The organism is Streptomyces deserti, from assembly GCF_054782695.1.
The window spans coordinates 283461-297033 of the sequence record NZ_BAAGRZ010000001.1 but is presented as its reverse complement, the minus strand read 5'-3'; the positions used below and the strand labels follow the sequence as shown (position 1 = coordinate 297033).

The 13573-nt window shown below is 72.2% G+C and carries 13 protein-coding genes and 1 pseudogene; 11 read left to right on the top strand and 3 right to left on the bottom strand.

Annotated features, from left to right (window positions below; translation table 11 throughout):
* Nucleotides 1–71 precede the first annotated feature (71 nt).
* Nucleotides 72–1214, top strand: coding sequence for a glycosyltransferase family 4 protein (locus ACYVMZ_RS01370; RefSeq protein WP_461074522.1), 1143 nt, complete (start codon nt 72–74; stop codon nt 1212–1214).
* A gap of 99 nt (nt 1215–1313) precedes the next feature.
* Nucleotides 1314–1572: pseudogene (locus ACYVMZ_RS01365) on the top strand (GMC family oxidoreductase); the annotation flags it as partial.
* 18 nt (nt 1573–1590) lie between these two features.
* Here ACYVMZ_RS01365 and ACYVMZ_RS01360 read toward each other — a convergent pair.
* On the bottom strand, nt 1591–3387 hold the full coding sequence (locus ACYVMZ_RS01360) for an AMP-dependent synthetase/ligase (RefSeq protein WP_461074520.1): 1797 nt from the start codon (nt 3385–3387) through the stop codon (nt 1591–1593).
* A gap of 308 nt (nt 3388–3695) precedes the next feature.
* Between ACYVMZ_RS01360 and ACYVMZ_RS01355 the strand changes: the two genes are divergently transcribed.
* The 6 genes from ACYVMZ_RS01355 to ACYVMZ_RS01330 all read left to right on the top strand — a co-directional run bounded on the left by ACYVMZ_RS01355 (nt 3696) and on the right by ACYVMZ_RS01330 (nt 8991).
* Nucleotides 3696–4502 (top strand): metallophosphoesterase family protein, encoded by an 807-nt coding sequence (locus ACYVMZ_RS01355; RefSeq protein ID WP_461074518.1) that lies wholly within the window; start codon nt 3696–3698, stop codon nt 4500–4502.
* A 130-nt stretch (nt 4503–4632) separates the two neighbouring features.
* Nucleotides 4633–5073, top strand: coding sequence for an SRPBCC family protein (locus tag ACYVMZ_RS01350; RefSeq protein ID WP_461074516.1), 441 nt, complete (start codon nt 4633–4635; stop codon nt 5071–5073).
* Nucleotides 5074–5227: 154 nt separating this feature from the next.
* The gene (locus tag ACYVMZ_RS01345; protein ID WP_461074514.1) at nt 5228–6397 is read left to right on the top strand and encodes an ArsA family ATPase; all 1170 of its coding nucleotides are present in this window, start codon (nt 5228–5230) and stop codon (nt 6395–6397) included.
* Nucleotides 6398–6510: 113 nt separating this feature from the next.
* On the top strand, nt 6511–6999 hold the full coding sequence (locus ACYVMZ_RS01340; RefSeq protein WP_461074512.1) for a DUF5304 domain-containing protein: 489 nt from the start codon (nt 6511–6513) through the stop codon (nt 6997–6999).
* A gap of 140 nt (nt 7000–7139) precedes the next feature.
* Nucleotides 7140–8093, top strand: coding sequence for an ROK family glucokinase (locus ACYVMZ_RS01335; RefSeq protein WP_461074510.1), 954 nt, complete (start codon nt 7140–7142; stop codon nt 8091–8093).
* Between the two features lie 142 nt (nt 8094–8235).
* The gene (locus tag ACYVMZ_RS01330) at nt 8236–8991 is read left to right on the top strand and encodes an endonuclease/exonuclease/phosphatase family protein (RefSeq protein ID WP_461074508.1); all 756 of its coding nucleotides are present in this window, start codon (nt 8236–8238) and stop codon (nt 8989–8991) included.
* 83 nt (nt 8992–9074) lie between these two features.
* Here ACYVMZ_RS01330 and ACYVMZ_RS01325 read toward each other — a convergent pair whose 3' ends face one another.
* Together ACYVMZ_RS01325 and ACYVMZ_RS01320 are read right to left on the bottom strand one after the other, a co-directional pair.
* Complete coding sequence (locus ACYVMZ_RS01325; protein WP_461074506.1) at nt 9075–9725, bottom strand: hypothetical protein; 651 nt, start codon at nt 9723–9725, stop codon at nt 9075–9077.
* Nucleotides 9718–10515, bottom strand: coding sequence for an alpha/beta hydrolase (locus ACYVMZ_RS01320; protein WP_461074504.1), 798 nt, complete (start codon nt 10513–10515; stop codon nt 9718–9720). The genes ACYVMZ_RS01325 and ACYVMZ_RS01320 overlap by 8 nt, the downstream gene beginning before the upstream one ends.
* Before the next feature lie 216 nt (nt 10516–10731).
* Here ACYVMZ_RS01320 and ACYVMZ_RS01315 point away from each other — a divergent pair, with 216 nt between their 5' ends.
* The 3 genes from ACYVMZ_RS01315 (at nt 10732) to ACYVMZ_RS01305 (ending at nt 13513) form a co-directional block, all read left to right on the top strand.
* Nucleotides 10732–11508: a lysophospholipid acyltransferase family protein gene (locus ACYVMZ_RS01315; protein ID WP_461076277.1), complete on the top strand. Its 777-nt coding sequence runs from the start codon at nt 10732–10734 to the stop codon at nt 11506–11508.
* A gap of 83 nt (nt 11509–11591) precedes the next feature.
* Nucleotides 11592–12827 (top strand): MacS family sensor histidine kinase, encoded by a 1236-nt coding sequence (macS, locus tag ACYVMZ_RS01310; protein ID WP_461074502.1) that lies wholly within the window; start codon nt 11592–11594, stop codon nt 12825–12827.
* Complete coding sequence (locus tag ACYVMZ_RS01305; RefSeq protein ID WP_461074500.1) at nt 12824–13513, top strand: response regulator; 690 nt, start codon at nt 12824–12826, stop codon at nt 13511–13513. Before macS ends, ACYVMZ_RS01305 begins: the two co-directional genes overlap by 4 nt.
* Nucleotides 13514–13573: the final 60 nt, after the last annotated feature.

The window sequence follows — 13573 nt, the reverse complement described above, 5'->3', positions numbered from 1 at the left end:
GACCACCGTGTGCGTGCCATAAGGGCCGCCGCCCCAGGGTGGGCACGGCGGTTTCGGTAGGGTCGGCGGCGATGCACAAGACCCTGATCGTGACGAACGACTTCCCGCCCCGGCCGGGCGGCATCCAGGCGTTCCTGCACAACATGGCGCTGCGGCTGGACCCGGACCGGCTGGTCGTCTACGCCTCGACGTGGAAGCGGACCCGGGAGGGGATCGAGGCGAGTGCCGCCTTCGACGCCGAGCAGCCCTTCACCGTCGTACGCGACCGTACGACCATGCTGCTGCCGACCCCGCAGGCCACCCGGCGGGCCGTCGGGCTGCTGCGGGAGCACGGGTGCACGTCGGTGTGGTTCGGGGCGGCGGCGCCACTCGGGCTGATGGCACCGGCGCTACGGAAGGCCGGGGCCGAGCGGATCGTGGCCACCACCCACGGGCACGAGGCCGGATGGGCCCAGCTGCCCGCCGCGCGCCGGCTCCTGCGCCGGATCGGGGAGTCGACGGACACCATCACCTACCTCGGCGAGTACACGCGGTCCCGGATCGCCGCCGCGCTGACGCCCGAGGCCGCCGCGCGGATGGTGCAGCTGCCGCCCGGAGTCGACGAGAAGACCTTCCACCCGGAGTCGGGCGGCGACGAGATCCGGGCCCGGCTGGGACTCACCGACCGGCCGGTGGTCGTGTGCGTCTCGCGGCTGGTGCGGCGCAAGGGGCAGGACACGCTCATCCAGGCGATGCCCCGGATCCTGGCGGCCGAGCCGGACGCCGTGCTGCTGATCGTCGGCGGCGGGCCGTACGAGAAGGAGCTGCGGCGGCTCGCCCACGAGACGGGGGTCGCCGGTTCCGTACGGTTCACGGGCTCCGTGCCCTGGTCCGAGCTGCCCGCCCACTACGGCGCCGGGGACGTCTTCGCCATGCCGTGCCGGACGCGCCGGGGCGGGCTCGACGTCGAGGGACTCGGCATCGTCTACCTGGAGGCCTCCGCCACCGGGCTGCCCGTCGTCGCCGGGGACTCCGGCGGCGCACCCGACGCCGTCCTCGACGGGGAGACCGGCTGGGTCGTGCGCGGCGGCTCTCCCGAGCAGGCCGCCGACCGGATCGTCACGCTGCTCGGCGACGCCGAACTGCGCCGCCGGATGGGCGAGCGGGGGCGGGCCTGGGTCGAGGAGAAGTGGCGGTGGGATCTGCTGGCGGAGCGGCTGAAGTCCCTGTTGTAACGGTGGCACCGGGACGTGACCGGCCCGGTGGGCTCCCGGCAGGGAGGTGCCATGGGCGAGCACGGTCGGCGTGGGGACAGCGATGAGGTGGTCCGGCGCGCCGAGCAGGTGACGCGGTTCGGCTGGACCGCCGCCCAGAGCGCGGTGTCCGCCGCCATGGCCGGGAAACCGTTCGACCGGATCAACGCGGCCAACTCGACGATCTACCGGTACGACCTGTTCGGCTCGTCCAGCAGGGCCTTCCCCGACGACTGGGGGGCTCGTGCCCGGGTCGATCGGCGTGAACCCCTTCGTGACCGTCACGGCGCTCGCCGAAAGGACGATGGCGCGGGTCCTCGCCGAGGACACCGCGCCATGACCTTCGTGAAAGGTGCCGCTACTTCGCGTAGATCGCCTCGATCTCGTCCGCGTAGTCCTTCGCCACCACGTTCCGCTTCAGCTTCAGCGACGGCGTGAGGTGGCCGGACTCCTCCGTGAACTGGGAGGACAGAATGCGGAACTTCCGCACCGACTCCGCCTTCGACACCGCGGCGTTGCCGTCGTCGATCGCCGCCTGGATCGCCGCGAGCAGATCCGGGTCCTCGCGCAGCGACGCCGCGGTGGAGCCCGCCGGCTTGCCGTGCTCGGCGCACCAGCGTCCCAGGAACTCCTCGTCGAGGGTGACCAGCGCGCCCACGAACGGCCGCCCGTCACCGACCACCATGCACTCCGCGACCAGCGCGTGCGCGCGGATCCGGTCCTCGATCACGGCCGGGGCGACGTTCTTGCCGCCCGCGGTGACGATGATCTCCTTCTTGCGGCCGGTGATCCTGAGGTAGCCGTCCTCGTCGAGGGTGCCGATGTCCCCGGTGTGGAACCAGCCGTCGGCCAGCGCCTCCTCGGTCGCGCCGGGGTTGTTCCAGTACTCCTTGAACAGGTGCTCGCCGTGCAGCAGCACCTCGCCGTCGTCGGCTATGCGGACCACCGAGCCGGGCAGCGGCTGGCCGACCGTGCCGATCTTCTGCCGGTCCCAGGGGTTGAACGCGGTGGCCGCGCAGGACTCGGTCAGGCCGTAGCCCTCCAGGACCGTGAAGCCGATGCCGCGGAAGAAGTGACCGAGGCGCTCGCCGAGCGGGGCGCCGCCGGAGATGGCGTACTCGCCGCGGCCGCCGAGCACCGCGCGCAGCTTGCTGTAGACGAGCTTGTCGAACGCCTTGTGCTTGATCTTCAGGCCGAGGGACGGGCCCGAAGGGGTGTCCAGTGCCTTGCTGTAGGCGATGGCCGTGTCCGCCGCCTTGTCGAAGATCTTGCCCTTGCCGTCGGCCTGCGCCTTGGCGCGCGCCGAGTTGTAGACCTTCTCGAAGACGCGCGGCACGCCGAGGATCAGCGTGGGCCGGAACGTGGCCAGCTCGTCGGTGAGGTTCTTGATGTCCGGGACGCAGCCCAGCTTGATCGGCGCCATCATCGGCGCGATCTGCACCAGCCGTCCGAAGACGTGCGCGAGCGGCAGGAAGAGCAGGACGGAACACTCGCCGGTGCGGAACAGCGGGCGCAGCCGCTCCACGATGTTGCCGCACTCGGCGAAGAAGCTGCGGTGGGTGAGCACACAGCCCTTGGGGCGGCCGGTGGTGCCCGAGGTGTAGACGATCGTCGCCGGGTCGTCGGCCTTGGCGATGTTGCTGCGCTCCTCGACCGTCTCGTCGGTGACGTCCTGGCCGAGGCGCCCGAGCTCCTCGACGGCACCGGCCTCGATCTGCCACACGTGCTTCAGGGCGGGCAGCCGGTCGCGGACCGACTCGACGGCGGCCGCGTGCGTGTCCATCTCGACGAGGCAGGCGGTCGCGCCCGAGTCGCCGAGGATCCACTGCACCTGCTCCGCCGAACTGGTCTCGTACACCGGCACGGTGACCGCGCCCGCGCTCCAGATCGCGAAGTCCAGCAGGGTCCACTCGTAGCGGGTGCGGCTCATCAGGCCCACCCGGTCGCCGGGCTGGACACCGGCGGCGATCAGGCCCTTGGCGGCCGACCGCACCTCGGCGAGGAAGGCGGTGGCCGTCACGTCCTGCCAGGTGCCGCCGGCCTTGCGGGCGATGACGGCGACGTCCGGGTGCTGCGCGGCGTTTCTGCGGACGATGTCGGTCAGATTCCCGTCCGCAGGGACCTCGTACAAAGCCGGAAGGCTGAACTCGCGCAAGACTGCTGCTCCTCATAGGGCGCCGGCGCCACGACGTTGTGTGATGCGACGATGCGGTCCAAGGCTCGGGCAAGTGCTCCGGGATTCACATGTCGATTCACATGTTGAAAACCTGAGCACGACTGGACTGCCCGGACGTTACCCGCCGGTATGGCTTCTTCGACAGGGGTTCCCGGCGAGATGTTCGCTGCGTCACACAGATGGGTGTTGCTTCGCGCACAGTAGTCCAGGGCCTCGAAAACTGGCCAGTAACCGCAGGGCCCGACGGCACTGTTCACGTATGCCGCACACACTTACCCTTGATCGTCATGGCACCCACATCGGCCGGTAACCGCAGGACGCGCGCCCATCGCGTACACGTCGTCAGCGACGTGCACGGCAACGCCCGTGACCTGGCCAGAGCCGGCGAGGGCGCCGACGCGCTGATCTGCCTGGGCGACCTCGTCCTCTTCCTCGACTACGCCGACCACTCGCGCGGCATCTTCCCCGACCTGTTCGGCGTCGAGAATGCCGACCGCATCGTCGAACTGCGCACCGCCCGCCGCTTCGCGGAGGCCCGCGAGTTCGGCGCCCGGCTGTGGGCCGGAATCGGTCAGGACCGGTCCGCCGTGATCGAGAAGGCCGTGCGCAGGCAGTACGCCGAGATGTTCGCCGCGTTCCCGACCCCGACGTACGCCACCTACGGCAATGTCGACATGCCGCCCTTGTGGCGGGAGTACGCCAGCCCCGGCACGACCGTCCTCGACGGGGAGCGCGTGGAGATCGGCGGCTGGGTGTTCGGCTTCGTCGGCGGCGGCCTGCGGACACCGATGCGCACACCGTACGAGATCAGCGACGAGGAGTACGCGGCGAAGATCGAGGCCGTGGGGGAGGTGGACGTGCTCTGCACCCACATCCCGCCCGAGGTGCCCGAGCTGGTGTACGACACGGTGGCGCGGCGTTTCGAGCGGGGCAGCCAGGCGCTGCTGGACGCGATCCGCCGCACGCGGCCCCGCTATGCACTGTTCGGGCACGTGCACCAGCCGCTGGTGCGGCGCATGCGGATCGGGGCGACGGAGTGCGTCAACGTGGGGCACTTCGCGGGGACCGGGCGGCCCTGGGTTCTGGAATGGTGACGAACCGCAGGTGGGGTGACGTCGGCGCACCTCATGCGCGGTAGCCTTCACGCTGCACACACGTGAGGCTTCGCGCTGCACACGCGTGCGTACGACCTCTTACCGGCCCGCATCTGGAGGAGCCACGGCGATGGCGGAACACACCAGCTCGAGCATCACGATCGAGGCGGCACCGGCCGATGTCATGGGGGTGATCTCCGACTTCGCCCGCTATCCCGAGTGGACCGGCGAGGTGAAGGAGGCCGAGGTCCTCAAGACCGACGACCAGGGCCGCGCCGAGCAGGTGCGCCTCGTCATGGACGCCGGGGCCATCAAGGACGACCAGGTCCTCGCGTACACCTGGACCAGCCAGAACGAGGTCTCCTGGACGCTGGTGAAGTCCCAGATGCTGCGGTCGCTGGACGGGTCGTACATCCTCGAGCCGGCGGGGGCGGGCGCCACCGCGGTGACGTACCGGCTGACGGTGGACGTCAAGATCCCGATGCTGGGGATGATCAAGCGGAAGGCCGAGAAGGTCATCATCGACCGGGCGCTCGCGGGGTTGAAGAAGCGGGTGGAGTCGGGGCGGTAGGCGGTAGGTGGCTGGCCGCGGGTGCGTGGGGGTTCGGCGCACAGAGTTTCCCCCCACCCGTTCGGTCGGCCCAGCCGCGGGCCGGGCTGCGCACCCGACCCGCCACCGGCACCAGCGCCGGGCACCTCGTCGGCGCCGGGTAGCGTTCACCTCCATGCGCACCATCCTGATCACGGGCCCAGGCGGCAGCGGCCGTACCACCATCGCCGCCGCCACCGCGCTCACCGCCGCCCGTGAGGGCACCCGCACCCTCGTCCTGAGCGCCGACCGCGCGGACACCCTGGGTGCGGTGCTGGGAACCAGCACGGGTACGCGACCGACCGGCGTCGCCCCGCACCTCACCACCTGGCGCCCCGACCCCACCGCCGCCTTCCGCGAGGACCTCGCCGCCTTCCAGGACCGCGCCACCGCCGCCCTGGATCTCCTCGGCGCCTCCCGTCTCGACCCCGAGGAGCTCACCCCGCTCCCCGGCGCCGAGGAACTCGCCCTGCTGCGCGCCCTGCGGGATGCGGCGCTGTCGGAGGCGTACGACCTCCTCGTCGTCGACCTGCCGCCCGCCCCGCAGGCCCTCGCCCTCCTCGCCCTCCCCGAGGAACTGCGCCGCTACCTGCGCCGCCTGCTCCCGCCCGAACGGCAGGCCGCCCGCGCCCTGCGTCCCGTACTGGGCCGGCTCGCCGGCGTGCCCATGCCGGCGGAGTGGCTCTACGAGACGGCCGCCCGCTGGGACGTGGAGCTCGCCGCCGTCGAGGCGGTCGTCGCCGACCGCGACACCGTCGTACGGCTGGTCGCCGAACCCGGCCCGGCCGGCACCGACACCGTCCGCACCGCCACCCTCGGCCTCGCCCTGCGCGGCCTGGCCGCCGAGAGCCTGGTCGCCAACCGGGTCCTGCCCGACGTCGTCCCGGACAGCTGGCTCGCCGGGCCCGTCGCCCAGCAGCGCAAGGCCCTGGAGGAGTGGCAGCTGGCGTACGACGTACGACCCGTCCCGCACCTCGGACGTGACCCACGCGGCACCGACGACCTCGCCGCGCTCGCCGTGCCCGGCGTCAACCAGACCGTGTCCCCGGTCGAGTGGCCCGTCACCGACCGGCTCGCCGAGGACGGCGTGCTCGTCTGGCACCTCCCGCTGCCCGGCGCCGTACGGGACGAACTGGACCTCGTCCGGCGCGGCGACGAACTCGTCGTCACCGCCGGGCCGTTCCGCCGCATCGTCCCGCTGCCCTCCGCCCTGCGCCGCTGCACCGTCGACGGGGCGGCGCTGCGCGAAGGCGAGCTGCGCATCCGGTTCGCGCCGGATCCGGAGCTGTGGCCGCGTACCCGATGACGACGGCGCGCGGCCATGACGACGGCGCGCGGCCATGAAGTCGGCGCACCCTGTGAACCCGGTACGCCCGTTCGGGTAACGTCGTAGGGACGAACCGTAGTCAGGAGTCCGTCATGAGCGAAGAGCTCCCCCCGTCCGACGCCGAGCGCGAGGCGATCGACGAGGTGCGGGCGACCGACGCCGACGCCTGGGCGACCGCGTGCGCCGAGGACCTGGAGGCGGAGAATGCCCGCCGCCGCGCCCAGTACGGACCGCCCCCGGGCTCGGCCGCCGAGGAACTGAAGAAGCTCGTCGACACCGTCGCCGACAAGCTGGCCGGGCTGCAGTCGCCGCTGTTCGGCGCGGTCGCCGGGCCCGCCGCCCAGCAGGTGGTGCGGCAGGTCGTCGAGCAGGCCAAGGCCGCCGTCGAACCCGTCATCGAGCGCAACCCGGATGTCTTCGACCACCTCGCGGCGGCCGGCAACGAACTGCTCGCCGCCTACCGCTCCGCCGTCCAGGCCCAGGAAAAGCGCTGGACGAGCCGCGAGCGGGACGCGAGCGACCTGGACGGCCGCGACCCCGGCGACGGAACCGGCCCAGGGGAACGCATCGACCTGGACTGACGCCCCACGGCGCCCTCCTGACGCCGCATGGCGCCCTCGTGACGTCCGCAGGCCCGTCCGCCGGGCGGACGACGGAAATTCGACGGCAGGGCCTCGGGTACCGTTGGCCGTAGCGGGGCTCGACCGAAACTGAGGGATTCATGGGACTCACCATCGGCGTCGACATCGGCGGCACGAAGATCGCGGCCGGCGTGGTCGACGAGGAAGGCAACATCCTCTCGACCCACAAGGTGCCGACCCCGGGCACGCCTGAGGGCATCGTGGACGCCATCGCCTCGGCGGTGGAAGGCGCACGCGTCGGGCACGACATCGTCGGCGTGGGCATCGGCGCGGCCGGCTACGTGAACCGGCAGCGCTCCGAGGTCTACTTCGCGCCCAACATCCACTGGCGCAACGAGCCGCTCAAGGAGAAGGTCGAGGCCCGCGTGGGCCTCCCGGTGGTCGTCGAGAACGACGCGAACGCCGCGGCGTGGGGCGAGTACAAGTTCGGCGCCGGCAAGGGCCACCGCAACGTCATCTGCATCACGCTCGGCACCGGCCTCGGCGGCGGCATCATCATCGGCAACAAGCTGCGCCGCGGGCACTTCGGCGTGGCCGCCGAGTTCGGCCACATCCGCATGGTGCCGGACGGCCTGCTGTGCGGCTGCGGCTCGCAGGGCTGCTGGGAGCAGTACGCGTCGGGCCGGGCACTGGTGAGGTACGCCAAGCAGCGCGCCAACGCCACCCCCGAGAACGCCGAGATCCTGCTCGGCATGGGTGACGGCACCCCCGACGGCATCGAGGGCAAGCACATCTCCATGGCCGCCCGCCAGGGCTGCCCGGTGGCCGTCGACTCCTACCGCGAGCTGGCCCGCTGGGTCGGCGCGGGCCTCGCCGACCTGGCCTCCCTCTTCGACCCCTCCGCCTTCATCGTCGGCGGCGGCCTGTCCGACGAGGGCGAACTGGTCCTGGAGCCGATCCGCAAGTCCTACAAGCGCTGGCTGGTCGGCGGCAACTGGCGCCCGGTGGCCGAGGTCCGCGCAGCAGAGCTCGGCAACAAGGCGGGCCTGGTCGGCGCAGCGGACCTGGCCCGAGAGCCCGACCCGATCATGTAGCTCTCCTTTTTGCGCCCGAGGGTGCGGGCCTCCAGGGGCGCGGGGAACTGCGCGACAAGCCATCCACCACCTGCAGTCGCACACGAACCTCGCGCCCCGGGTTCTTGGACGGCCCAGCCCCGCTGCGTCATAAATTGACGGCATGCCAACACCCCCACCGCTCCCGGACTCCCGCACCGAAGCCAACGGTTCAGCCGTCATCCGCGTCCTCAGCTACAACATCCGCTCGATGCGCGACGACACCACCGCCCTCGCCCGGGTGATCCGCGCCTGCGCCCCCGACCTGGTCCTCGTCCAGGAGGCCCCCCGGTTCTTCCGCTGGCGCAAGAAGCTCGCCCGGCTGGCCCGCGCCGCCGACCTGGTGATCCTCACCGGCGGTGCCACGGCCGCCGGCCCGGCCATCCTCTGCTCGCTGCGGGCCACCGTCGAACGCACCGAGGACGTACTCCTGCCGCTCACCCCCGGCCTGCACCGACGCGGCTTCGCCACCGCCGTCGTACGGTTCGCCGGGGCCCGGCTCGGCGTGCTCAGCTGTCACCTGAGCCTGCAGGGCGACGAGCGGTACGAGCAGGGCGGCATGCTCCTCGACCGGCTGGCCGGGCTGGGCGTGGAGCACGCGGTCGCGGGCGGCGACCTGAACGAGCGCCCGGACGGCCGCACCTTCCGGCGCCTGGCCGACGGCCTCCAGGACTGCTGGGCGGTGGCGCCCTGGGGCGGCGAACACACCTGGACGCCCGCCGACCCCTACCAGCGCATCGACGCGATCTTCGCGACCAAGGGCATCGAGGTGCTGGGCTGCGGAGTGCCCCTCGGGCAGCCCGGCGTGCGCGAGAGCGACCTGAGGGCGGCCACGGACCATCTCCCGGTCCTGGCCGCCCTCAGGGTCCCGGCGTCGTAGGAGCCGGCTCAGACCACTGCCAGGAGCCCGGCAGGAGGGGCCGGCTCAGACCACCGCCAGGGTCCCGGCGTCCTGAGGCCGGCTCAGACCACCGCGCCCCGGCCCGGATCGTCGTCCTCCTCGTCGCCCGGCCTCATCCGCATCACCAGCGTGGCGATCCCGCCGAGGAAGCCGCCGATGCACAGCGTGGTCAGCCACCAGGTCATGTCCCAGCCCAGCAGGACCGCCAGCAGAAGCAGCACCGGCCCGCCGAGCACCCCGAGCCAGGCGAACTTGGCGGTGGCGTCGGCCTCCGGCAGCGGTGGCGGCTCCGGCGGCACGAAGTGCCCCTCGTCGTCCTCGTCGAAGTCGTCGTCGGACGCCTCGGGCGCGCTGTAGTCGCGCGGGCCGACGCCGGGCGCGAAGGCAACGGAGCTGCCCAGCGGCTGGGCCGCGGCGGGCTTGTCCTCCCTGCCCCCCTTGCTCTTTTCCCCTTTGTCCTGTTCGTTCTGCTTGCCGGTGTCCGTGTCCTTGCCGGTGTCCGTGTCCCGCTCGGCGGCGTCGGGCCTGTCGTCGTTGGTCTCGGCCTCCAGCAGCGCCAGGTCCTCGACGGACTTGAACGGCTTGGCGCCCGGCGGGTCCGGCGGTTCCTCCCCGTACCCGGCGACGATCGCCGCCCAGGCGGCCTCCTCGTCGAACGGGACGCCCTTCTCCTCCGGCTCGCGGTCCTCGCGGTCGGAATCGTGCTCAGCCACCTGCGGTCGTCCCTTCCTTGCCGAGAGCGGGCTCTGTGCCGAAGCCGGGTGCGAGCCGGCCGATGAACGCGAGGCTCTCCTCGAAGATCCGGTCCGCGTCATGGTCCAACGTGGCGACGTGGTAGCTCTGTTCCAGCAGGACCTCCGTCACGTCCGTCGAGGAGACCCGGCTGAGGATACGGGCCGAGTCGGCCGGCGGCACCACATGGTCGCGGGGGCTGCGCAGAAGCAGCAGCGGCTGGGTGACCTGCGGCAGCTCGCGGTCGACGAGACGGAAGAAGGCCCGCAGGGAGTGCGCCGCGTGCAGCGGCACCCGGTCGTAGCCCAGTTCCGTGCTCGACGGCTTCGCGATGTCGTTCGCGATGCCCCGCGCCGTGGGCACCACGTGCCGGACCACCGGAAGGGCGTGCGCGGCCAGGCCGTGCACCTTGTTCGCCGGGTTGACGAGCATGACGCCGCCGACCGCGCTCCCGTGCCGCGCGGCCAGCCGCAGGGCGAGCGCCCCGCCCATGGACAGCCCGCCCACGAACACCGTCGCGCAGCGCTCGCGCAGGACGCGCAGCTCGCGGTCCACCTCCGCGTACCAGTCCTGCCAGCCGGTGAGCCGCAGGTCCTCCCAGCGCGTGCCGTGCCCGGGCAGCAGCGGCAGCGAGACGGTCAGACCGCGCTCGGCGAGATGCTCCGCCCAGGGGCGCAGCGACTGCGGCGAACCGGTGAACCCGTGGCAGAGGAGGACGGCGACCTCCCCGCCCTCGTGGCGCAGCGGCTCGGCTCCGGCGAGGAGCGGCACCTTCGGCCTCCTGTCGGTGAAAGGGACTTCCTCAGACTTCCTGAAAGCACGTTCTGCATGGACCCGTCGTGTGCCCGACCGGGCCGGCACGTCTTCGCGGGACCTTCACCGTACGCGACCGCACTGACACCGACCAGGGCCGTCGGCGCCTTTGACAGCGCACCGGGATAAGGTTGATCGACGGACACAGGAGGCACTCGGTTGTTGTACGGCGCGATGAAGGTCACCGTCGGGGGGCCGCTGAAGCTCGCCTTCCGCCCCTGGGTGGAGGGCCTGGAGAACGTTCCCGCCGAGGGCCCCGCGATCCTGGCGAGCAACCACCTGTCGTTCTCCGACTCGTTCTTCCTGCCCGCCGTCCTCGACCGCAAGGTCACCTTCATCGCGAAGGCCGAGTACTTCACCACGCCCGGTGTGAAGGGCCGGCTGACGGCGGCCTTCTTCAAGGGCGTCGGCCAGCTCCCCGTGGACCGCTCCGGCGCGCGCGGCGCGGGCGAGGCCGCGATCAGGAGCGGCATCGAGGTGCTGGAGCGCGGTGAGCTGTTCGGCATCTACCCGGAGGGCACGCGCTCGCCCGACGGCCGCCTCTACCGCGGCAAACCCGGCGGCCTCGCGCGCGTGGCCCTCGCCACCGGTGCGCCCGTCATCCCGGTCGCCATGATCGACACGGAGAAGATCCAGCCGCCCGGCAAGATCATGCCGAAGCTGATGCGGCCGGGCATCCGCATCGGCAAGCCCCTGGACTTCAGCCGCTACCAGGGCATGGAGCACGACCGGTTCGTGCTGCGCGCGGTGACCGACGAGGTCATGTACGAGATCATGAAGCTCTCCGGCCAGGAGTACGTCGACATGTACGCGACCGCCATGAAGCGGCAGCTCGCGGACGCGGCGAAGGCCGAGAAGGAAGCGGAGAAGGCGGCGAAGGCCGCGCTCGCGCGGGCGGAGAAGGAACAGGCCGAGAAGGAGAAGGCCGCGAAGAAGCGGTCCGAGCCCTAGACGGGCTCCGGGGCGGGGCGGGAGCGAGCCGCGGGGTGCCGGTACGCGCACCCGGGGGCGAGCGGCCCCAGAGGGTGGGGGACATGACCAGGCGCGAAAAAGTCATGAGGATGTCGGTCGAGCAGCCGCTGTGGCGCGCGCTCGCCGCCTACCGGGTGCTCACGATGCTGTACGCGGTCGGGCTCTTCGCCACCGCCTACGACGAGTTCGCCCGCCCCTGGCTCGCCGTCGCCTACTTCGCCGTGCTGGCCGTCTGGACGCCGGCCACCCTGCCCCGGGTCGCGAACGCCGCCAGCTGCACCAAGCGGTTCCTGACCGCCGACCTCACCATCGCGCTCACCGGCATCCTGCTCACGCCCCTCGCCGACGCGCACGAGCGGGTCCAGGCGGGCGGCCCGACGCTGCCGTCGATATGGACGGCCGGATCCGTGCTGGCCTTCGCCATCAAGGGCGGCTGGCGCTGGGCGGCCCTCGCCTCCACGCTCGTCGCCGTCGCCAACCTGGTCGAACGCGGCAGCCCCGCCCGCGACACCGTGCACAACGTGATCCTCGTCTGGGTCGCCTCCATCGCCATCGGGTACGTCGTCGAGGTCGCCCGCGCCTCCGAACGCACCCTCGCCCGCGCCCTGGAGATCGAGGCCGCGACCAGGGAACGGGAGCGGCTCGCCCGGGACATCCACGACAGCGTGCTCCAGGTACTGGCCATGGTGAAGCGGCGCGGGACCGCGCTCGGCGGCGAGGCGGCCGAGCTGGGCCGGCTCGCCGGTGAGCAGGAGGTGGCGCTGCGCACCCTGGTCTCCGGCGGGCTGGTGCCCGTCTCCCGGGTGTCGGAGGACGCCGCGCAGGGGGCGGTCGTACGGGCCGTGGAGGAGGAGCCGGACGGCGACGAGCCCGTCGACCTGCGCGCGCTGCTCGCCCCGTACGCGGGGGCCGGCGTCAGCCTCGCCGAGCCCGGCGCGCCGGTGTTGCTGGCGCCGCTCGCCGCGCGGGAGGTGGCGGCGGCCGTCGGAGCCGCCCTGGACAACGTCCGCAAGCACGCCGGGGAGCACGCGCGCGCGTGGATTTTGGTCGAGGACGAGCCGGACGAGGTGATCGTCACCGTACGGGACGACGGCCCCGGCATCCCCGAGGGCCGGCTCGCCCAGGCCGAGGGCGAGGGACGGCTCGGCGTGGCCCTGTCGATCCGGGGCCGGCTGCGCGACCTGGGCGGCAGCGCGGAGCTGGTCTCGGTGCCCGGGCAGGGCACGGAAGTCGAACTGAAGGTACCGAAGGACGCGAACGACGTGGACGGGGCACGGGGGAAGGCGGAGAGCCGATGACGGACACCACTGAGGACCGGCGGGACCCGATCAAGGTCATGGTGGTCGACGACCACCCCATGTGGCGCGACGCCGTCGCCCGCGACCTGGCCGAGTCCGGCTTCGAGGTGGTCGCCACCGCCGGCGACGGCGACCAGGCGGTGCGCCGCGCCAGGGCCGCCGTACCCGACGTCCTGGTGCTCGACCTGAACCTGCCCGGCAAGCCCGGCGTGCAGGTCTGCAAGGAGGTCGTCGCCGCCAACCCGGCACTGCGGGTGCTGGTGCTGTCGGCGAGCGGCGAGCACGCCGACGTGCTGGAGGCGGTGAAGTCGGGCGCGACCGGCTATCTGCTGAAGTCGGCCTCGACCGAGGAACTCCAGGACGCGGTACGCCGTACGGCCGTCGGCGACCCGGTGTTCACGCCGGGGCTGGCGGGCCTGGTCCTCGGCGAGTACCGGCGCCTCGCCTCCGAACCGGCCCCGGCGCAGGACACCGGCGAACCCAAGGCGCCCCGGCTCACCGACCGTGAGACCGAGGTACTGCGCCTGGTCGCCAAGGGCCTGAGTTACAAGCAGATCGCCGAACGTCTCGTCATCTCCCACCGCACGGTGCAGAACCACGTCCAGAACACCCTCGGCAAGCTCCAGCTGCACAACCGCGTCGAGCTCGTCCGGTACGCGATAGAGCGCGGACTCGACGACGAGTGAATCCGGCGGGTGAAGCGGTGCGGTGACCCGTCTCACCGTTAGCGTGGCCTCAGCAGGACA